At 34.3% G+C, this 19832-nt stretch carries 17 protein-coding genes and 1 pseudogene; 9 read left to right on the top strand and 9 right to left on the bottom strand.

Annotated elements, in window-relative coordinates:
- Window positions 1-157: 157 nt before the first annotated feature.
- The 4 genes from CHB81_RS11175 (at window position 158) to CHB81_RS11160 (ending at window position 4868) form a co-directional block, all read left to right on the top strand.
- On the top strand, window positions 158-1933 hold the full coding sequence (locus tag CHB81_RS11175; protein WP_089351957.1) for a hypothetical protein: 1776 nt from the start codon (window positions 158-160) through the stop codon (window positions 1931-1933).
- Between the two features lie 104 nt (window positions 1934-2037).
- A complete protein-coding gene (locus tag CHB81_RS11170; RefSeq protein ID WP_089351956.1) occupies window positions 2038-2451 on the top strand; it encodes a DUF1842 domain-containing protein in 414 nt (137 codons plus the stop codon).
- A 145-nt stretch (window positions 2452-2596) separates the two neighbouring features.
- Entirely contained in the window at window positions 2597-4093 is a 1497-nt protein-coding gene (locus tag CHB81_RS11165) for a hypothetical protein (RefSeq protein ID WP_089351955.1), read from the top strand.
- A 79-nt stretch (window positions 4094-4172) separates the two neighbouring features.
- Entirely contained in the window at window positions 4173-4868 is a 696-nt protein-coding gene (locus tag CHB81_RS11160) for a hypothetical protein (protein WP_089351954.1), read from the top strand.
- 126 nt (window positions 4869-4994) lie between these two features.
- Here the strand turns inward: CHB81_RS11160 and CHB81_RS11155 are convergent, their stop codons facing one another.
- The 4 genes and pseudogenes from CHB81_RS11155 to CHB81_RS11145 all read right to left on the bottom strand — a co-directional run bounded on the left by CHB81_RS11155 (window position 4995) and on the right by CHB81_RS11145 (window position 8465).
- Window positions 4995-5654, bottom strand: a complete 660-nt coding sequence (locus CHB81_RS11155) for a vancomycin high temperature exclusion protein (protein ID WP_089351953.1) — start codon at window positions 5652-5654, stop codon at window positions 4995-4997.
- Window positions 5655-5668: 14 nt separating this feature from the next.
- On the bottom strand, window positions 5669-5830 hold the full coding sequence (locus CHB81_RS26845; protein WP_176427519.1) for a hypothetical protein: 162 nt from the start codon (window positions 5828-5830) through the stop codon (window positions 5669-5671).
- Window positions 5823-6404: pseudogene (locus tag CHB81_RS11150) on the bottom strand (zeta toxin family protein). The gene CHB81_RS26845 and the pseudogene CHB81_RS11150 overlap by 8 nt, the downstream one beginning before the upstream one ends.
- Window positions 6405-6437: 33 nt before the next feature.
- A complete protein-coding gene (locus CHB81_RS11145) occupies window positions 6438-8465 on the bottom strand; it encodes a M3 family metallopeptidase (protein ID WP_089352013.1) in 2028 nt (675 codons plus the stop codon).
- Window positions 8466-8695: 230 nt separating this feature from the next.
- Between CHB81_RS11145 and CHB81_RS11140 the strand changes: the two genes are divergently transcribed.
- A complete protein-coding gene (locus tag CHB81_RS11140; protein ID WP_089351952.1) occupies window positions 8696-9364 on the top strand; it encodes a hypothetical protein in 669 nt (222 codons plus the stop codon).
- A gap of 141 nt (window positions 9365-9505) precedes the next feature.
- On the opposite strand, the gene purE is transcribed toward CHB81_RS11140, so the two are convergent.
- From purE to CHB81_RS11115, 5 genes are all read right to left on the bottom strand, one after another.
- Window positions 9506-9991, bottom strand: a complete 486-nt coding sequence (gene purE, locus CHB81_RS11135) for a 5-(carboxyamino)imidazole ribonucleotide mutase (RefSeq protein WP_039111763.1) — start codon at window positions 9989-9991, stop codon at window positions 9506-9508.
- A gap of 135 nt (window positions 9992-10126) precedes the next feature.
- Window positions 10127-11287 carry a 5-(carboxyamino)imidazole ribonucleotide synthase gene (locus CHB81_RS11130; RefSeq protein WP_089351951.1) on the bottom strand — a complete coding sequence of 387 codons (1161 nt, stop codon included), beginning with the start codon at window positions 11285-11287 and terminating at the stop codon, window positions 10127-10129.
- A gap of 369 nt (window positions 11288-11656) precedes the next feature.
- Window positions 11657-12211 (bottom strand): hypothetical protein, encoded by a 555-nt coding sequence (locus CHB81_RS11125; protein ID WP_089351950.1) that lies wholly within the window; start codon window positions 12209-12211, stop codon window positions 11657-11659.
- Between the two features lie 21 nt (window positions 12212-12232).
- Window positions 12233-14329, bottom strand: a complete 2097-nt coding sequence (locus tag CHB81_RS11120; RefSeq protein ID WP_089351949.1) for a TonB-dependent receptor — start codon at window positions 14327-14329, stop codon at window positions 12233-12235.
- A 239-nt stretch (window positions 14330-14568) separates the two neighbouring features.
- Entirely contained in the window at window positions 14569-15840 is a 1272-nt protein-coding gene (locus tag CHB81_RS11115; protein WP_089351948.1) for a sorbosone dehydrogenase family protein, read from the bottom strand.
- A gap of 184 nt (window positions 15841-16024) precedes the next feature.
- Between CHB81_RS11115 and hpt the strand changes: the two genes are divergently transcribed.
- The 4 genes from hpt to obgE all read left to right on the top strand — a co-directional run bounded on the left by hpt (window position 16025) and on the right by obgE (window position 19820).
- Window positions 16025-16555: a hypoxanthine phosphoribosyltransferase gene (gene hpt, locus CHB81_RS11110; protein WP_089351947.1), complete on the top strand. Its 531-nt coding sequence runs from the start codon at window positions 16025-16027 to the stop codon at window positions 16553-16555.
- A 71-nt stretch (window positions 16556-16626) separates the two neighbouring features.
- Window positions 16627-17199: an adenylate kinase gene (locus CHB81_RS11105; RefSeq protein ID WP_089351946.1), complete on the top strand. Its 573-nt coding sequence runs from the start codon at window positions 16627-16629 to the stop codon at window positions 17197-17199.
- Window positions 17200-17437: 238 nt separating this feature from the next.
- Window positions 17438-18712, top strand: coding sequence for a hemolysin family protein (locus tag CHB81_RS11100; RefSeq protein ID WP_089351945.1), 1275 nt, complete (start codon window positions 17438-17440; stop codon window positions 18710-18712).
- Window positions 18713-18818: 106 nt separating this feature from the next.
- Complete coding sequence (obgE, locus tag CHB81_RS11095; protein ID WP_089351944.1) at window positions 18819-19820, top strand: GTPase ObgE; 1002 nt, start codon at window positions 18819-18821, stop codon at window positions 19818-19820.
- Window positions 19821-19832 lie beyond the last annotated feature (12 nt).

Raw genomic sequence — 19832 nt, 5'->3', positions numbered from 1 at the left:
GACCTTATCTGCATTGTAATTTTAATCAGGAAAATAAAAAGAATGGTTACTAAAGGCTATTCAAACTAAATCAAAAGGACAAAGTTTTTTTGATTTAATAAGCCAATAAAAAAAGAAACCAGACAATCAAAAAAAGTTAACCCCAAAAACTTAACCCATGAAAGATTTATCTACTTCTCCGGCAGCATGTGTGGATCCTATATCAGATTCAAGATACCCAGTTTTAGAGCCTTTTACAGGTCCTCAGCCCAAACTTCCACAATATTGGAAATGTACCTGTTTACTTCATCCATTTAGTCCCATTCAAAGTAACAGTACACCCGCAGATAAAGCGAGTCCGTTTTTTGAAATTTGTACCGCAACTGTTTATTATGCAGAAGGGATTGGATTAAATGCTTTGCTTGTAGGTAGTAGTGGCAAAAAATGGTTCTATAAAGTGACTTCATCGGGAACGACAGTTTCTATAGATGGAGGTAGTTTTAATCCTATAAATATAGGCTGGAGTATTCCTACAACAAATTGGTTTGGAAATGAAAGCAGTAAAGCAAAATGTGCAGGAACGAGTTATCTAAACTGGATGAAGGCACAAAAAGTAGACTGGTGGAAAATTCCGGTTGGCAATGCAAGCCCTCCACCTGCTACCTGGATGTGGTTTGACCATAATACTAATTTTCCGGTACGTCTTATGTTCGGACAAGGCCCTGTTGCTTCTCCTTCTATGGGAGATGTCAATCAACTGGCGCTTTTTCAAATGTTTTCCTTTACCTATTTTCCTTCTTTTGAGAAACTAACGAGTAATCCTTTAAATTCACCTATGGTAGCTCCGGCTATTGACGGTTTTTCGTTTGGTAATCCTAACAACTATGAATTATTTACATGGAATACGAATTTTGGAATGACTGTTTTTATGACCCCGGTCAACGAAGAGTTCAACCCGTTGCCAACAAGGGTTTTATATAATTATAGAGACGATGCACAGTATCGGGTTTCTTCGGATAGGAGTCAGAGTACTTTGATGAAATTCACCTACAACCCTGTAAATCCATATACTTCTCAAGAGGCACTTCTTACAGGAACTGCTCCAAGCGGAATAACACCACCGGCAAACAGTGGTGCCGGTTTTCTAATTGATTATTTAGGCGATAAAATAACGAAAGCCATTGGTTTCGGAAAATTTCAATTTCCTCAACAACGACCAAATTGGGTTCAAACTCCAGCTGTACAAGCTCGTATTCAGGCAACTATTGTTGGTAATCCTGTACTTTGTCCAAATGTTAGGGTTACAGTTGTAGGCGTACTTTTTCCACCTTCATCACCTAATTATCCGGATTCTACTTATTTATGGACTTGGTACAGCCCTTTAAGCGGCGATGGAAGAAGAAGCCGACCAGTAACATTTATGCAATCACAATCAGGTGTAGGCGTAGGAACAAGTCTTGCTTTGGCAGATTATTTTGATTACGAAGAATTTGCAGCCCCTATACCACCTTGCAATTTCGCAGTTCCACCTTGTGATTTTACAATTGAGGCAAAACCAACTCCAGGTACTGATGAAAATCCTAAACCTGCTTATCCTTGGCTTGATACAGGTATCAAAATGAATGCTAAAACAGTTGCAATCATTAAATATATAGATGGTTTATGGACCGCGAATCCAAATATCAACAACGGTAAGTTATACAATGCTGCCGGAAATCCAACTTTTATTAACGCTAAACCAGGTTATGCTTTGCCAAATGCAAATGAAGGAGCTCTTGTAGGGAGAATTGGGCAGACTGTTTTCTTAATCGGGCTGGGAGCCACAACTCCTGCAGGACTGGTTGGAAAACTAGAATTGTGCATCAACGATGATTTGAAAGGAATATATGGCGCTGGTTTGACAGACAATAAAGGTTCTGTACATGTACATATTAGTGTTGAGAATAAATTTTAATAGAAACATATAAGTTTAAAAATAAAAGGTGGAGCAGAACCCACTTAAAAAAACGAGGCGGTACCGAAAAGCCTTACGAGTAGGAAAACCTAAATCAAAAAATTATGTCAGATTTATTATTAGGTGCTTATTTAGCAAAAGGCACAATCGGAAATGTTGGAATGCCAGGTGCTCCAATCGCATCATTCAGTTTAGTAGTTGTACCATCACAACATTCTGTGACAGGTACAGTAGTAATCACTCAGGCTATAAAAGGTCCTGATAGTCATATTGTTGTTCATGTAAAAGGAAAAATCTATGCAACTGGATTTGGTAAAGTTACACAAGTGGTGAGTCTTCATGGAGAATATGTTCACTCGGTTCCTCCACCCGCAATTGGTTCTTTCTTGGCACAGTTTGATGCTCACTTAGCAATCGATGGTGCATGGAATGGAACAGGAGGTTTCTCATATTATAACCATAATATTGAAAATGTACCAGTGGCGTCAGCAAAAATCTTAAAAGAAGAATTAGTTTAGAAATAAATTTTCCCCAAACAAATTCAACAGGATAACAAAAACTTCCTGACTCAATTTGAGTTTTGATTTAAAAGATCGCCTGGCTTGGGCGGTCTTTTTTGTTAAGAGAATCCTGTTTCTGAATAATTACTAAACCAATGAAAAAATGAAAAGAAAACCCATTATTATAATCGTATTAGCTGTCTTTGTAATAGCAGCTATTTCAATACTTTTTCTGAACAAGGAAAAAATAATGAAAAAAGTTGGCAGTTCTTCAGGATATGCCACAACTGCAAAAGCAGCTCAATCATGTGAATGTGAGACAAGTTGGTTTCCGCATGAGCAAACACCTGCACCAGCAGAAGGTGACGGAAGTCCGTTTGATAGTGAAAGTACAACAAATTGTGATTTTCATCAATGGTCGTGGCAAAAGTTTTTGTGGGTTACAAAACCGTTGCCGGGCGGGAATCCGTTTTTCTTGGATTCTCTGGATTTAGTTACTCCGCAAATGGAGCCTGTTGTGCCACAGTTGGGTATGAAATTAACACTGAGCTCTATTAACCAGGCAGGTTTTAGTGCTGTTTTACGTTCTAATCCTAAATATAATAATGCTACAGATACTGTGTATTATTCTATTCACGTTAATGCTCTGCTAAAAGACAAAGCAGTTACAATGGCTGCTTTAATCAATAGCGGGAAATTACCGGTTTCTAATTTAGAGACATTTCCTGTTGGGGCTTTAGAATTAAAAGTTTCCTGGATTAATATAGATGCTATTGCAAAAGCGCAACAACAGAATTATTTTACAACTAAGGCTGCGGTGCAAAATAGTAAAGGGCAATATGTTAAAAAAACGGTGGCTTTGTTAGGTATGCACGTAGTTGGAGTTGTAAAAAATCATCCTGAATTTATCTGGGCAACTTTCGAACACAAAGATATGGCGCCGGTTTACGATAAGAAAAACAATTCGGTAACTGCTGCAAACGAAATGTTATTTTACGAAAAAGGAACAAGTACAGGTATAGATGGGATTAGATGGATTAATGGTGCAACTTCTCCTGTCGTTCCTAATAAAGCTTTTATTCTTTATGAATATGGTGTGCCAAAGGATTTAAACACTGGTGCTTTTATGGCGACAAGTCAAAAAGAACCTGCTAATTTTAATAATATCGAGGATATCAATAAGTGTGTAGCGTCTAATTTGAAAGATGTTTTTAGAAACTATTTCTACAATGGTTCTCTTTGGTTAAATTTTGACGGAGTTTCTTCTGAAAATCAAAAGAAAGCAATTGTAACAAAAAATCTCGCAAGCGCGCTTCCGGATTCGTTAGCCAGAGGTTCAGTTAATTTGGCAAACATTACGATGGAAACCTACACACAGACTTTTCAAGATGATATTCATAAAATTAACAATAGCAATTTAGCAAACTGCTTTTCTTGTCATAAATCTGCAAACTTTGATAAAAAGAGGCCAGGAAAATCTCCTTTGTTTTTAAGTCATTTATTTGGAGATTATTTACTATTTACCAAACCTCAAGTAGCTTCTTCAGGTAAGAATGCAAATAATTTAGATAATTCACGTGCGAAACGTATTAAGGAAATAGAAGCATTGAAAACACAACAACTTCTAGATTTTATCAATGCAGAAAAGCAAAAAAAATAAACTCTAAGTATTTAGTAAGTAATGTAAAGCGCAACCCGAAAAGCTTATGAGTAGGGATAAGTAAACAGATTTATAAATTATGTTAAATATAGATGCATTAAATTCGGTAACCAATTATACTATTTATTTGAAAAATGAAAGTAGTGATTATAAAAATTTCTGGTGTTTTTTAGAAAAACCTGCCGGCTTACCATATAGCGGAGTCTTTGCAAATTCATCTGTTTGCCTAAATGTATTGCCAAATTATGGAGGAATAAATAAGTTCGTTATTCCGACTCAATATTCTTTGGGAGCAGGTGCATCAAACCAAGCAGTAGGTTTGGGCGTTCAAATTGATTCGAGTATTATTAGAAACTCTCAATTAAAGCAAACCTGGGAAGCTCAATATGCTACTATACCTCCTTATCAAGGACCAAATGTCAATCTTGTGCAAGGAGAGAGAAGCCCGGATAATACTATTGGTTTACTATCTAATTCATTTGATAGAGTTAGAAATGAAAATGGAAAGTGGTACAGTAACGCGAGTTTTGGTATTCAGACACAAAATGGATTTTTGGGAGTTACGTGGTCCCCATCTCCAAATGATCAGAACACAATTACTCCAAAATTTTCATTTTATATCGCTACTGGTTCTTTTACAAGTTATGAACTTGCTGATCTTGCAACAATTTCCAGAGGCTCTGCAAAAGTTGAATTAAGCGATTTTAAAAATTTAGAGGTTACTGTTATCTTGACTGCTACAGGAGAATGGTTAGTGCAGTCGGGACGAGTATAGAAAAATTTAGGAAGGCATATATAACGTAGTCCTTTATAAATAAAATCAAAACACACTCATACATTGATTGTTGTTATGATTAAATTCATAAAAAAATCCGAAGTAAATTTTACTTCGGATTTTTCTTTATCGTTTATCTTCTTTAGAATAATTTGAAGCTCCATTAATATCAATTGGATTTCCTAGAAAGCGTGGTTCCCGATTTCTCAAAACATCAAAAAAAGATTTAAATCTGGAAAGATATTCTCTAAAGCAAACATATTTGTAACCGTGATATTCTCCATTATTAGCTGAATAACCAACAGATTTTATGCCTAATTTTTGTCCGATATAAATTGCTCTGTTTAAATGGTATTCCTGCGAAATTAAAGTTGCTTTTTTGATTTTAAAAATATGTTTGGCGCGATACATCGTTGAGTAAGTATCGAATCCGGCATAATCAACAAAAATTTTGGTAGTATCAACTCCATTTCTAAAACAGTAATTTTTCATCACCGTTAGTTCGTCGTATTCATCACGGCCATTATCTCCCGAAAGCAGAATTTTATTGATACGTTTTGCTTTGTATAAAGAAATTCCGGCGTCAAGTCGATCTTTTAAATATTTACTTGGCTGATCTCCATTAATTCCCGCACCAAAAATAATCCCGACATCATTTTTCGGAAACTTTTTAAGGGAATAATTAATGTATTTTTTAGTCGAAGACGTTACATAATAATTTACGGAGAGAACTGCAACTAATCCAATAATTACAAGGCAAAGGAGAATTTTAAAATATTTTTTCAAGTCGAAATTTGTATTTAATCTTTAATATCAACAGCATTTATGGTCTGAATCCTTCCATCAGCATAAACAACAATCTTTCCGTTGATTTTCTTTTTGTTTTCAATCATTTTTTTTGATGAAACTTTAAGACCCTCAACAATTTTACTTTGTAACTCTTTGATTTTATCTTTAGTCATACTGTAAATTATTTATTTTGTCAAATAAGATTTTATCTATAATTATTGCTTCCTCATTAATTTCTTTTTCTAGTACAAGGATTGGTGATCTATTAGAGTTGTCAAATAGCATCACATTATCACAGGTATTTAAATAAATCTTGAAAAAGTTTTTAATTCCTCTAGTATACCTGCGTTCAATAATATCTTCAGGAATATTGTGACCTCCTTAGCTTACTCTAAGTATAACCCTCTGCTTTGCAAGTTCAATAGAGTTTAACCAAAAGAAAAGTAGTGTTACAAAATAACCCTGTTCTCGGGCTTTTTTTACGATTGAAATATAACTTTTTGCAGAAAGAGTTGTTTCAAACGCAAAATCAGTCTCCTTTTGTAATAATTCGTCAATGCGATGAAGCATTATTCTTCCAGCTTCAAAACTTACTTTTTCAGGTTAGAAAGGAGACAGCCCTTTGGCAATTTCATCAGCATTCACAAATTCTTTACAATTTAGAATTTCAGGCAAAATTGTGTATGAAGCGGTTGTTTTTCCAGCTCCATTACAACCAGCGATAATATATAGATTTTTATCTTTCAATAGTTTTTAATATTAAACAAAGATATCAAATAATTACAGCAATCCCGCTCTCTTCAATAAAGCTTCTGGTTTTGGTTCCTGACCTCTAAAACGTTTGTACAAAATCATAGGATGTTCAGTTCCTCCTTTTGAAAGCACATTGTCTTTGAATTTTGTAGCAATTTCATGATTGAAAATGCCATTTTCCTGAAAATATTCAAAAGCATCAGCGTCCAGAACTTCAGCCCATTTGTAACTGTAATAGCCGGAAGAATATCCACCTTGAAAAATATGCGAAAAAGCAGTACTCATCGCGTTTTCTTTTACATCAGGATACAATTGTGTGTTGGCAAATTGTTCCGTTTCAAAAGTTTTCAAATCCGTAATATTAGTTGGGTCTTGTCCGTGCCAAGCCATATCTAAAAGTCCAAAACTCAACTGACGTAAAGTTGCCAATCCTTCCTGGAAACTGGCACTTTCTTTAATTTTCTGAACATATTCAATTGGAATAATTTCTCCAGTTTCGTAGTGATTCGCAAACAAAGCCAAAGCTTCCGGTTCGTAACACCAGTTTTCCATAATCTGACTTGGCAATTCTACAAAATCCCAAAATACAGAAGTTCCGGATAAGCTTGGATAAGTTGTGTTTGCTAACATTCCGTGTAAACCGTGACCAAATTCATGGAACAAAGTTGTAACCTCATTAAAAGTCAATAATGAAGGTTTCGTTTCTGTTGGTTTTGTAAAATTACAAACGTTCGAAATATGTGGTCTTTCGTTTACGCCGTCTTTTATAGATTGTGATTTAAATGAAGTCATCCATGCACCATTTCGTTTTCCTTTTCTTGGGAAAAAATCAGCGTAGAAAATAGAAACTAATTTACCATCAGTATCTGTTACTTCATAAGTTGTAACTTCTTCGTGGTATTTATCAATATCAAAAACTTCGGTAAAGTTTAATCCGTATAGTTTTTTGGCAACTGTAAAAGCTCCGTTTAATACTTTTTCTAATTGAAAATAAGGTTTTAGTTTTTCATCATCTAAATTAAAAAGTTGTTGTTTTAATTTTTCAGAATAATAAGCGCCGTCCCATTTCTCTAATTGTTCGATTCCGTCTAAATCTTTGGCGAAAGCCGTTAATTCAGCAAACTCTTTTTGAGCTGCAGGTTTCGCTTTTGCTAATAAATCATTTAGGAAAGAGAAAACTTTCTCCGGACTTTCGGCCATTCTTTCTTCCAGAACAAAATTTGCGTGTGTTTTATAGCCTAATAAATTAGCTCTTTCGAAACGTAATTTGGCAATTTTCAATACATTTTCCTGATTGTCAAATTCGTTATTCTGAAAAGCCTTTGCACCAAAAGCAATCGCCATTTTTTTACGCAATTCACGATTATCGGCGTAAGTCAAAAACGGAACGTAACTTGGATGGTCTAAAGTGAAAATCCAACCTTCTTTTTCCTGGCTTTTTGCTAATAATCTCGCAGCTTCAATTGTTCCTTCCGGTAAACCTGCTAAATCAGTTTCGTTTGTTAAATGCAATTCGAAAGCATTCGTTTCTGCCAAAACATTTTCGCCAAATTGTAAACTTAACTTCGATAATTCTTTGTCGATTTCTCTAAGTTTATCTTTTTTATCTTCCGGCAAATTCGCTCCGTTTCGAGAAAAGCTTTTGTACTTTTTATCTAATAAAGTTGTTTGCTCTGGATTTAGATTTAATGTTTCCTTTTGATCGTAAACCGCTTTTATTTTAGCAAATAAAGCAGCGTTCAAAGTAATGTCATTTCCGAATTCTGAAAGTAAAGGAGAAACTTCCTGAGCAATTTTTTGCATTTCGTCACTTGTTTCAGCCGAATTCAAATTGAAGAAAACACTTGAAAGACGATCTAAAATATCTCCTGAGAAATCCATTGCTACAACGGTGTTTTCAAAAGTTGGAGCTTCAGGATTGTTTACGATTGCATCAATTTCAGCTTTAGCCAAAGTAATTCCCTCTTGAAAAGCAGGAAAATAATCTTCGATTTTAATTTGTGAGAAAGGTGCTGTATTATGTTTGGTTGTGAATTTTGAAAGTAAAACGTTCATTATGATATAATTATTTTTATTAATTGAAGTCGAAATTTTTGAATTCCAAAGATAGCAATTTAAAGAAATCAAGCTACCATAACAAGATTGATTCTTGGTGTAAAAGACTTGTTAAAGTGTGTTATATATATGTTATTTATTTCTGTAAGGGTTTTAAAAATCTTAAATTGTGAAAAATTAGGATTAGAATACTAAAATGCTAATCAGAAATAAATACAAAATAAAGAACGATGAATTATCAAATTGTAATAAAGAGAATCGATACTGTTAATGAAGTAGAAGGATATTGGTCAGATGAAGATTTTGTTCAGTTATTAGAAAAATTCAATTATCCGGATGGAGCAACTGCAGACAAAGCCAGTTTGCCGGAATTGTTAGAAATGGCTATTTCAGATTATGAACCCAACGAAGCTGCCGAAATCGTCTTGAAATATAAATTTCCTGATAGATTAAGCGACGGACAAATTGAGCAAATATCGCACAACATGTTAATTGATAAAGTTTGTGAGGAATATCCTGAAATCGACATGCAGGGAACGTTGTTTCATATTAATCAATTACTTTTTAAAGCCTACAACGGAAAATTTCCAAATGCTAAAGCTTCTGTTGTTCATTTTTCATTAACACCAATTGATGGAGAAGTACAAAAGTTGACAGCTGAGAATGTATTGAAATTATTGAATGGAGGTTTGTCTGATAGAAATCTTATTAAAAGATTGTTCGAAAATCAAATGTCTCAAAATATTCCGTTTCCTGAAGCTGAAAATATTATTTGGGAATTGACGACACAAGATAATATCAATTATGATTTGGTTACTTCAGAGAATTGGATAAATAAAGAAGATATTATTGAATATGAATTTGAAGCTGTTCTGGAAGATATTGAAGAGGAAGCCTAATTTCAGATTATAAATAAGTTTTTGTTTCACAAAGACTCGCAAAGAAAAGACGCAGAGATTGACAAAGTTTTTCTTCACTAAAATGAGAAAAAGCTCGGTGAATCTCTGCGTCTTTTCTTTGTGTATCTCTGCGGAATAATCTTATTTTTTCAAGCCTTCAGCAGCTTTATTAACCGCAGCTTTTAGTTCTTCTTTGTAAGCAATAATCGTATCAAGCACTTTTTTATCATGACTTCCGATGATTTGAGCAGCAAGAATTCCGGCATTTTTTGCTCCATTCAAAGCTACAGTTGCAACAGGAACTCCGCCCGGCATTTGAAGAATCGATAAAACCGAATCCCAACCATCAATAGAATTGCTTGATTTTACCGGAACTCCAATTACTGGAAGCGGTGACATTGAAGCAACCATTCCCGGTAAATGTGCAGCGCCTCCGGCTCCGGCAATAATTACCGAGATTCCGCGAGTGTGTGCATTTTTACTAAAATCGAATAATTTTTCCGGCGTTCTGTGTGCCGAAACGATATCAACTTCAGTTTCAATATTAAATTGTTTTAATATGTCGATGGCATCCTGCATGACTGGCATGTCAGAGATACTTCCCATTATGATGGCTACTTTGCTCATGTGGTTTTTGTTATTTATTGTTTCAGGTTTCAAGTTTCAAGTTTTTGTTGAAACTGAGAACTAAGAGTGTTTATTTTGTTTTATTTCAGGTTTTAGGTTTTCACTGTGACTGAAAACTGCGACCGAGACTGAAAACTATATACTAATAACTTTAATAGTGTTTTTAACGTCTTCAGCAATTCGTCTTGCTTCCTGCATATTTTCATTTACGATTGTTACGTGTCCCATTTTTCTGAAAGGACGAGTTTGTTTTTTACCGTAAATATGTGGTGTAACGCCATTCCAACCTAAGATAGTTTCGATATTTTCATAAACTACATCTCCGGAGAAACCTTCGGCTCCTACTAAATTTACCATAATTCCGGCAACTTTGCTATCTGTATTTCCTAACGGAAGATCCAGAATCGCACGTAAATGATTTTCGAATTGTGATGTATAACTTGCTTCGATAGAATAATGACCTGAATTGTGTGGGCGAGGAGCAACCTCATTTACTAAGATTTCATCGTCATGGGTTTGGAACATTTCAACTGCCAAAAGTCCAACATGATTAAATTTCTCCGAAACATTCAAAGCAATTGCTCTGGCATTTTCAGCAACTTTATCATCAATTCTCGCAGGACAAATTACATATTCTACCTGATTGGCTTCCGGATGAAATTCCATTTCAACAACTGGATATGTTTTAATTTCTCCAGATGGATTTCTGCAAACAATAACCGCCAATTCATTTTTAAACGGAATCATTGTTTCTGCAATACATTCTACATTTGGCAAGGTATCTAAATCTGAAACCTGACGAATTACTTTTACACCATTTCCGTCGTAACCAAATTCAGTACATTTCCATACGAAAGGTAAATTGATTGTAGATTGTTGATTAAAGATTTCTGATTTTAGATTTTCGAGACTCTCAAATCGTTTAAAAGGTGCGGTTGGGATATTATTCTCTGCGTAAAATTGTTTTTGGATTCCTTTATTCTGAATTCCTTTTAGGGTTTTTGGCGAAGGATATATTTTTAAACCTTCATTCTCTAATTGCGTTAATGCTTCAAGATTAACCAATTCGATTTCAAAAGTCAGAACATCAACTTGTTTTCCAAAATTATAAACCGTTTCATAATCCATTAAATCGCCCTGAAAGAATTTATTGCAGGCAATTTTACTCGGAGCTTCGTCACTCGGATCTAAAACATAAGTCTGTATATCAAATTTTCTGGTGTCGAATAAAAGCATTTTACCCAATTGTCCTCCACCTAATATTCCTAATTTAAAATCAGAAGAAAAATAATTCATTGTAGTTGTGTTTTTGCAAAGATACTTTTTAATCTTTTTTTTGCCACGAATTTCATGAATTTCATGATTTTTTTAGTGTTTGGATTTTAAGGAACGACTGTTTATGGTTTTTTCGCCACGAATTGCACGAATTAACGCAAATTTTTTATGCTCGAATTTTAAAGAAATATAATTCGTGAAAATTTGTGAAATTTGTGGCAGACTTAAAAAAAATCATTTTTAATCCTTTAATCTGTGGCAAAAATATTAACCGCAAAGTTCGCAAAGTTTTAATCTTTATTTTTTTAAAGGATGCAAAGTTCGCAAAGCAATATGTTAAGATTTTGCAGATTAAAAATTCGCGCTAATTCGTGGCAAACTTTTAAAAAATCACTTTTCTATCTTCTTTAAAACTTCTCTGGCAACTGCTTTATAAGCTGCCGAATGATCTGCGTAATCTTTGTTTAAAATAATTTGCAATTCGGGATGGATCCAATCGTAATGGTTTCCTAAAACATATAAAGTTCTTATCGAATAGGCTTTTGTGGCAACTTTTACGTCATTAATCAGCCAATCAAAAGAAGCTTCGATACAATCTTGCAGATTAGCTTCGGAAAGTGAAATATGATTTTTGTCTTTTTTATAATGTGATTTGACTAATAGCTGAACAATTTTTGCAATTGGGCGAATGGAACTTTCATCTTTCAAAATCTTCAAATTCGAGCAGAAAAAATCAAGATGAGGTTGTAGCCAAATCAATTCTTCGTAAGATACAAACTCTAAAATCCAACACGCTTTATGATTGTTTTTATCTGATGGAGAAAAACAAATCGAAATCAATTCTTTAAATAAAGAAGGATTTTCTAAAACATCTTGTGCGACTTTTAGACGGTTTTCTCTGTAAGCTTTTAGGTAATCAAGTTTTGATTGTAATTCCGAAGACATTTTTATGAATTTAATACAAGTCTAAAATAAGTAATTTATCGAAACATTTCCGTAATAATTCGTCGGAAGACCAGGGTAATAATATCTTGGAGTTGAGTTTCCGACTGCTACAGCATTTGGCAAAATTAGCGAAGTATATTTTTCATCAGTAAGATTATTTACGCCAAAGGCTAATTGTGCATTAAGATTTGGAAGAATCTCAAAACGATAACCTGTTTTTAAATTGATGATCATATAAGAATCGGAGTAAACCGAATTGGCATCATTTAAAGGGATTTTGTCTACAAACTGAAAATCTGATGAAAGATAAAGTCCTAAATTCGTATTCAGCATTATTCCGGCATTTACTTTATTGGCGGCAACTCCGGTTAATTTATTTCCCGAATAATCATTTCCGTTATCGACAAAATCTTTAAATTCATATTTCCCTAAAGAAGCACCGATATAAGAGTTTAAAGAGAAAAACCGATTAATAGACCAGTTGTGTTTTACTGAAATTTCGATTCCTTCATGAAATGTTTTGCCAGCATTTACACCTTCATATTGATCATCTCCAATTCTTTTGGCAACCAATAAATCTTTTATTTCCATTCGGTAAACGGCAAATTCAGTATAAAGATTTTTGCCGAAAAAGTAGAATTTTCCACCAACTTCAAAATTATAACCACTTTCAGGTTTTATATCCGGATTTATGTTTCCTGTACTTGTAAGCGTTTCTTCGGTTGCGGGCAATGAAAATCCACGGCTTGCAGAGAAATATAGTGTTTGTTCCTGATTTGGCTTAAATAGAAAAGACAATTGTGGCGAAAGGATTCCGTCATAACTATATTTTTCAGTGGAAGTTTTTTGAGGAAGAAAGTTTGTGAGTTCAAAATGAGTTTCATTGTAATTTAATCCGGCTTGTAGCTCGAATTTTTCAGAAAGTAAAGCTCTGATTTGAGAGAAGATATTATAAAAATGCCTTTTCTGATCTGTTTCGGTCAATTCTTTTCCTTGTAAACTTCCCTGACCGTTGTTGGTTTTGTATAAATTTTCAAAAGTATTTCCGTTATAATTGTCTGTAAAATATTCAATTCCGGCAATAAATTGATTTTCTGTTTTTCCAATTTTAAACTTTCCTGAAAACTGCGTTCTTCCACCAGTACCAAAAGTATATTGACGCAAGATATCAAAAGGGCGAGGTTCATTACTGTCTTTATAATTGACAAATATCGAAGTTGAATTACTCAGATTTTCATTGATTTTAAACTCATAAGCCAATCCCGCCAAAGTCGATTTGTATTCTTTAAATCCTTTCGAAGCAACCCAAGTTGGCGCACCCAATTGCGGATTATTATCGTAAACTTGTTTACTGATCGAACTCGGAATAAAAGCTTTTAGATAAGTATAATTTGTAAAATAAGTAAGTTTACTGTTTTGTTTTTTGAACAATTCTCCCGCAAGGGTTATTCCTTCCCGATTATAAGCACTGTTTTCGCGCCATCCGTCAGTTTTTAGTTTGTGATAACTGATGTTTAAACTAGACTTTTTTTCCGTTAGACTATAGTTTATGCTGTTTTTAAACAAACCATAAGAACCAAAAACGCTGCTTATACCTGCATTTTCTCCTTTTGTTTTTGAAAGTTGAGGCGAAATTAAAATTGCACCGCCTAAACCTGCACCATAAATACTCGAAAGCGGACCTTTTATAACTTCAATCTGACCGATGTTTTCGAGATCAATATCGTCAATCACAGTTTCGCTGTTTCCAGAAGTCAGCGGAATACTGCCGTAAAAGGCTCTGATTTTATTGGTTCCGTAAGTTGTTCTTGCGCCAATACCACGAATTGAAATTCGGGTTGTAGTAAAATTCGAAGATTGCATAAATACTCCAGGAATCATGTTGATTACGGTACTTATATCTGTGGCGTTATTTTGCAGAAGGTCTTTTTTTGATAAAATCCCTATCGAAGCCGGCGCATTTTGTAAACTATCATTAATATGTAGCGAACTAATAGCAATTTCTTCTAATTTTTCTGTTTGAACAGAATCAATAGATTTACTTTTCTGTTCTTGCGCAAAAGTGTTTTGAAAAACAAAAGTGACAAAAACAAGAAAGAAATATTTTTTTAGAATCATAAAAGGGTTTTGATCAGTTTCTATGCTTAATTATTTAAGGAATATAGAAGGCGAAAATTTTTTACCGCAAAGTCCGCTAAGATTTATCTCTTATGTTCGCTTTAGCAAACACAAAGTTCGCAAAGCTGGTTCCATACAAAGCTTTGCGAACTTTGCATTTTTATAAAAACAACAGAAATAAATCTTAGCGGACTTTGCGGTAAAAAAATACGTTTTTAAATTTCTCCTAAAGTTTAATCTTATTTATTCGCAGTAACTTTCCAAATTGTGTTTCCGCTATCATCGTTTACAAGAAGCGATCCGTCTTTCATAACAGTTACAGCAACCGGACGTCCATAAACTTCGGCGGTATCGGCATTGGCAACAAAACCAGTTAAGAAATCTTCAGGTTTTCCCGAAGGTTTTCCATTCGCAAACGGAACAAAAAGAACTTTATAACCTGATATTATCGAGCGATTCCAGGAACCGTGTTGTCCTACGAAAGCGCCGTTTTTATATTTTGCCGGAAAAGCATCTTTAGTATAAAAAGCCAATCCTAAAGAAGCAGTATGAGAACCCACCGGAACGTCAGGAACAATAGCTTTGGCGGCAAGATCTTTACGTTCACCTTTCATTCTTGGATCAAGGTTATTTCCAAAATACGAATAAGGCCATCCATAAAAACCATTCAATTTTACACTTGTAATATAATCAGGAACCAAATCGTCACCCAATTCATCACGCTCATTAACAGCTGTCCAAAGTTCTTTGTTTACAGGATTCCAATCCATTCCCATTGGATTTCTAAGTCCGTCAGCATAAATTTTTTCGCCAGTTCCATCAGGATTAATTTCTAAAATTGCGGCACGGCGCACTTCTTTATCCATTCCGTTTTCTCCAACGTTACTTCCGGAACCAACGGCGATGTAAATTTTTGTTCCCTCAGGATTCGAGATTATATTTCTAGTCCAGTGATTGTTATATCCTCCGGCAGGAAGTTCGACAATTTTTACTCCCTGTGTATTTAGTTTCAATGGAGCATTTTTATAAGGATAGCGGTATAATCCGTCAGTATTAGCAATGTAAAAAAAGTCTTTTAGAATCAGCATTCCAAAAGGTCTGTTCAGGTCTTTTATAAAAACTTCACGCGTTTCAAATTTTCCGTCCTTATCTGTATCGCGAAGCACTATAATTTGATTTTTACTGGTTCTTGTTCCGCTTTCCACAACAAAAATGTCATTATTAGGGCCAATATAACTCCAACGCGGATTATCAAAACCATCAGCAAATTTTGTCACCGTAAAGCCTTCAGGTGCTTTTGGTGTTTTGCCTTCAGGCCATCCAATGACTTTACTGTTCTTTGTTTTCGATTCGGTGGCATAAGGTGCAGGCAAAGTAAGATCGCCAATAGCAGTTTTTACAACAATCGAGGGTTGTTTAGAGAGTGTTTCCTTCTCTTGTTTTGATTGTCCATTGCAGGCTGTCAGTACAACAAGAAAGGATATAGATAATATTTGCGAAACAGTTTTCATAGTGGTTTGGGGTTAAGAGTTTAAAGGACAACAATTTAATCAAATATTAAACATTTCAAAGAAAAAAAATGCAAATGTTTAGTGATATTTAACAATCTTAAAAAAATATGTTCACGGCATATTTTGATACTTACAGTTTGGTTGTAATTCTGTATCTTTGCGCATTATTTTAAACACAAAAATAATGATACAACTTCACGATAAACAATTTGTTCCGTTTATTTCGGCTAAAGAAATTGATTTTGCTTTGACCAAAATAGTAGCACAAGTACATGATGATTTTGGAGATGATACCCCAATTTTTATTGGCGTTTTGAATGGTGCATTTATGGTCGTTGCCGATTTCCTAAAAAAATATAAAGGTCATTGTGAGGTTTCATTTATCAAAATGTCATCTTACGAAGGAACCGAAAGTACCAATACTGTAAAAGAATTAATTGGTATCAATCAGGATTTATCCGGCAGAACCGTAATTCTTATCGAAGATATTATCGACACCGGAAATACGATAGAAGAATTAAAACACCTGTTTAAACAACAAAATGTAAAGCATTTTAAAATTGCGACTTTGTTTTTTAAACCGGAAGCTTATAAAAAAGATATTAAAATAGATTATATCGGAATCAGAATTCCAAACAAATTCATCGTTGGCTACGGATTAGACTACGACGGTTTAGGAAGAAATCTTGCTGAGGTCTATAAATTGGCCGAATAATTAACACACACAACTATATATTCATTTAAAACTTCTTATAAAAAACAGAAGTAACAACACTCATTCATATTATGATTAATATTGTTTTATTTGGAAAACCAGGAGCAGGAAAAGGAACTCAGGCTGAATTTTTAAAAGAAAAATACAAATTGACACACCTTTCAACTGGAGATATTTTTCGTTTCAATTTAAAAAATGACACAGATTTAGGTAAAAAAGCAAGAGTTTTTATGGACAATGGAGAATTGGTTCCTTGCGAAGTTACTACAGCAATGTTAATTGACGAAGTAAACAAACATCCTGATACAGCTGGTTTTTTATTTGACGGTTATCCAAGAACTTTAGATCAGGCAGAAGCTTTAGATAAATTTTTACCAACAATAGGATCAAGCGTTACAGCAACAATCGCATTAGAGGCCGATGATGAAATTCTAGTAGCACGTTTACTAGAAAGAGGAAAAACAAGTGGAAGAGTTGATGATCAGGACGAAGAAAAAATTCGTGTAAGATATCAGGAATATAACGAAAAAACAGCTCCATTAATTGGATATTATAAAGCACAAAATAAGTTTCACGCCGTAAATGGTATCGGAACAATCGAAGAAATTACACAACGATTAACGTCAGTTATAGATAATTTGTAGAAGCTATTCCAGCTGTACGTGAAATCCCGATAGCTATCGGGACGCTAAAAAAAACTATTTTTCTATACCATAAAACGAGCTTATCCCGATGCTTCGGGAGTAGACTGTTTTCTGGCAAGAAAAATTAGTTTTTTTAGCTCCGGGCTTTTCACTCCTCCCGATAGCTATCGGGAGGGCTATGAAATATTGAAATTGCAAATTACATTAACGAACTATTAAATAACGAATAATCCACAAATTGGAAATACTAATAATATTTTTTCTAATACTATTAAACGGCGTTTTCTCTATGTCCGAAATTGCACTTATTTCGGCAAGAAAAAATAGACTCGAAACTGCCGCAAAAAAAGGAAATAAAAGTGCCAAAATTGCGCTCGATTTAGCCAATTCGCCAAACAAGTTTTTGTCTACAGTACAAATCGGAATAACCTTAATCGGAATTTTGACAGGTATCTATAGTGGTGATAAAATCACGATAGATGTAGAAACATTCGTTAGCGGATTTGCCGTTTTAAAACCATACGCACATTCAGTTGCAGTTGGGATTGTCGTAGTTGTATTAACATTTTTCTCATTAGTTTTAGGAGAGTTATTACCAAAAAGAATTGGTTTGAATTATCCTGAATCAATTGCAAAAATGGTAGCATTACCAATGAAAATTGTTTCGATTATTACAGCACCTTTTATTTGGCTGTTAACTACTTCGACTGACTTTTTATTGAATGTTTTACAAATAAAACCTTCAGCTGACGGAAAAGTAACCGAAGAGGAAATTAAAGCTATTATTAAAGAAGGAACCGAAGGAGGAGAAGTTCAGGAAATCGAACAAGATATCGTGGAGCGTGTTTTTCATATTGGTGACAGAAAAGTAAATTCGTTAATGACGCATCGTAAATCTGTAGACATGTTACCTTTTAGCGCTGACAAAGCAAAAATAAAGGAATTAGTTCTTCAGGATTTACATACTGTTTATCCGATTTATAGAGACAATTACGATGACATTGTTGGAATCGTAACCTTAAAAAATATATTTGCCAACATCGAAAGTGATCATTTCGATTTGAACGCAATAATGATAGATGCTCCTTATTTAATGGAGCAAACAACAGCTTACAAAGCGTTGGAAAATTTCAAAAAAACAGGTGTGCATTACGCTTTAGTTTCTGATGAATATGGTGTTTTTCAAGGGATAATTACCTTAAATGACATTCTTGAAGCTTTAGTTGGAGATGCATCTGATTTTTATAAAGACGAATTCCAATTAATCGAACGAGAAGATGGTTCGTGGTTGGTTGACGGACATTATTCATTACATGATTTCTTAACTTATTTTGAGTTAGACGAATTGACAAATGATTACGAAGTAAATACCGTAAGCGGAATGATTATGACGGAGCTTTCTCATATTCCAAAAGAAGGCGAAAAATTAATCTGGCAAAAATTTGTACTGGAAGTCATCGATATGGATGGTGTAAAGATTGATAAAGTGTTGGTAAAAGCACTTAAAGAGTAAATAGAATTTGTTTCAAGTTTTATTATGTTCAAATTTCAAGTTAAGTGCGTTGCGCTAACCTGAAACTTGAAACCTGAAACTTGAAACTATATATAAACAAGGAAAAATGACAGAAGGAAATTTTGTAGATTATGTTAAGATATATGTTTCATCCGGAAAGGGAGGAAAAGGATCTACACATTTACATAGAGAGAAATTTATTGAAAAAGGAGGCCCTGACGGAGGTGATGGTGGTCGAGGAGGACACGTGTATTTAGTTGGAAATAAAGGACTTTGGACACTGTTTCATTTGAAATTTGCCCGACATATCAAAGCCGGTCACGGTGGAGATGGAGGAGGAGACCGTAGTACTGGTGCTGATGGAGATGATAAATTTATCGAAGTACCTTTAGGAACTGTTGTAAAAGACAAAGAAACCGGAGAAACCTTATTCGAAATTACCGAAGATGGTGAAAAACGAATTCTTTCTAAAGGAGGAAAAGGAGGTTTAGGAAACTGGCATTTTAGAAGTTCAACCAATCAAACACCACGATACGCACAGCCTGGTTTACCGGGAGTAGAAATGGATGTGATTCTCGAACTTAAAGTTTTGGCAGATGTTGGATTAGTAGGTTTCCCAAATGCAGGAAAATCAACTTTACTTTCTGTATTGACTTCTGCAAAACCAAAAATCGCCGATTATCCTTTTACAACTCTAAAACCAAACTTAGGAATTGTAGCTTACAGAGATTATCAATCGTTTGTAATTGCTGATATTCCCGGGATTATTGAAGGTGCTGCCGAAGGAAAAGGTTTAGGACATTATTTCTTGCGTCACATCGAGCGTAATTCAACATTGTTGTTTTTAGTTCCTGTTGATACGCCGGATATAAAAGGTGAATATGATATTTTGGTTAATGAGTTAACGAAATACAATCCTGAAATGTTAGATAAAGAACGTCTTCTTGTAATCTCAAAATGTGATATGCTGGATGATGAACTTAAAGCAGAATTGAAAGTAGAACTTGATGTTGCTTTCAAAGATGTTCCTTATATGTTTATTTCTTCTGTTGCTCAACAAGGTTTGACTGACTTAAAAGATAAACTTTGGAAAATGTTAAACGAGTAAACGTTATATTTT

Origin of the sequence: Flavobacterium sp. ov086 (assembly GCF_900187965.1) — a bacterium.
In the GTDB taxonomy this organism is placed as follows: Bacteria; Bacteroidota; Bacteroidia; order Flavobacteriales; family Flavobacteriaceae; genus Flavobacterium.
Note: the sequence above shows the minus strand (reverse complement) of the source record. Positions and strands in the feature narration are given on the sequence as shown.

Bases quoted from the DNA above. Each gene is read 5' to 3' on its own strand.
- CHB81_RS11115 (WP_089351948.1), bottom strand. From the start codon at position 15,840: ATGAAAACTGTTTCGCAAATATTATCTATATCCTTTCTTGTTGTACTG.
- obgE (WP_089351944.1), top strand. From the start codon at position 18,819: ATGACAGAAGGAAATTTTGTAGATTATGTTAAGATATATGTTTCATCC.
- CHB81_RS11130 (WP_089351951.1), bottom strand. From the start codon at position 11,287: ATGAATTATTTTTCTTCTGATTTTAAATTAGGAATATTAGGTGGAGGA.
- CHB81_RS11120 (WP_089351949.1), bottom strand. From the start codon at position 14,329: ATGATTCTAAAAAAATATTTCTTTCTTGTTTTTGTCACTTTTGTTTTT.
- purE (WP_039111763.1), bottom strand. From the start codon at position 9,991: ATGAGCAAAGTAGCCATCATAATGGGAAGTATCTCTGACATGCCAGTC.
- CHB81_RS11125 (WP_089351950.1), bottom strand. From the start codon at position 12,211: ATGTCTTCGGAATTACAATCAAAACTTGATTACCTAAAAGCTTACAGA.
- CHB81_RS11160 (WP_089351954.1), top strand. From the start codon at position 4,173: ATGTTAAATATAGATGCATTAAATTCGGTAACCAATTATACTATTTAT.
- CHB81_RS11145 (WP_089352013.1), bottom strand. From the start codon at position 8,465: ATGAACGTTTTACTTTCAAAATTCACAACCAAACATAATACAGCACCT.
- CHB81_RS11105 (WP_089351946.1), top strand. From the start codon at position 16,627: ATGATTAATATTGTTTTATTTGGAAAACCAGGAGCAGGAAAAGGAACT.
- hpt (WP_089351947.1), top strand. From the start codon at position 16,025: ATGATACAACTTCACGATAAACAATTTGTTCCGTTTATTTCGGCTAAA.
- CHB81_RS11140 (WP_089351952.1), top strand. From the start codon at position 8,696: ATGAATTATCAAATTGTAATAAAGAGAATCGATACTGTTAATGAAGTA.
- CHB81_RS11170 (WP_089351956.1), top strand. From the start codon at position 2,038: ATGTCAGATTTATTATTAGGTGCTTATTTAGCAAAAGGCACAATCGGA.
- CHB81_RS11165 (WP_089351955.1), top strand. From the start codon at position 2,597: ATGAAAAGAAAACCCATTATTATAATCGTATTAGCTGTCTTTGTAATA.
- CHB81_RS26845 (WP_176427519.1), bottom strand. From the start codon at position 5,830: ATGACTAAAGATAAAATCAAAGAGTTACAAAGTAAAATTGTTGAGGGT.
- CHB81_RS11175 (WP_089351957.1), top strand. From the start codon at position 158: ATGAAAGATTTATCTACTTCTCCGGCAGCATGTGTGGATCCTATATCA.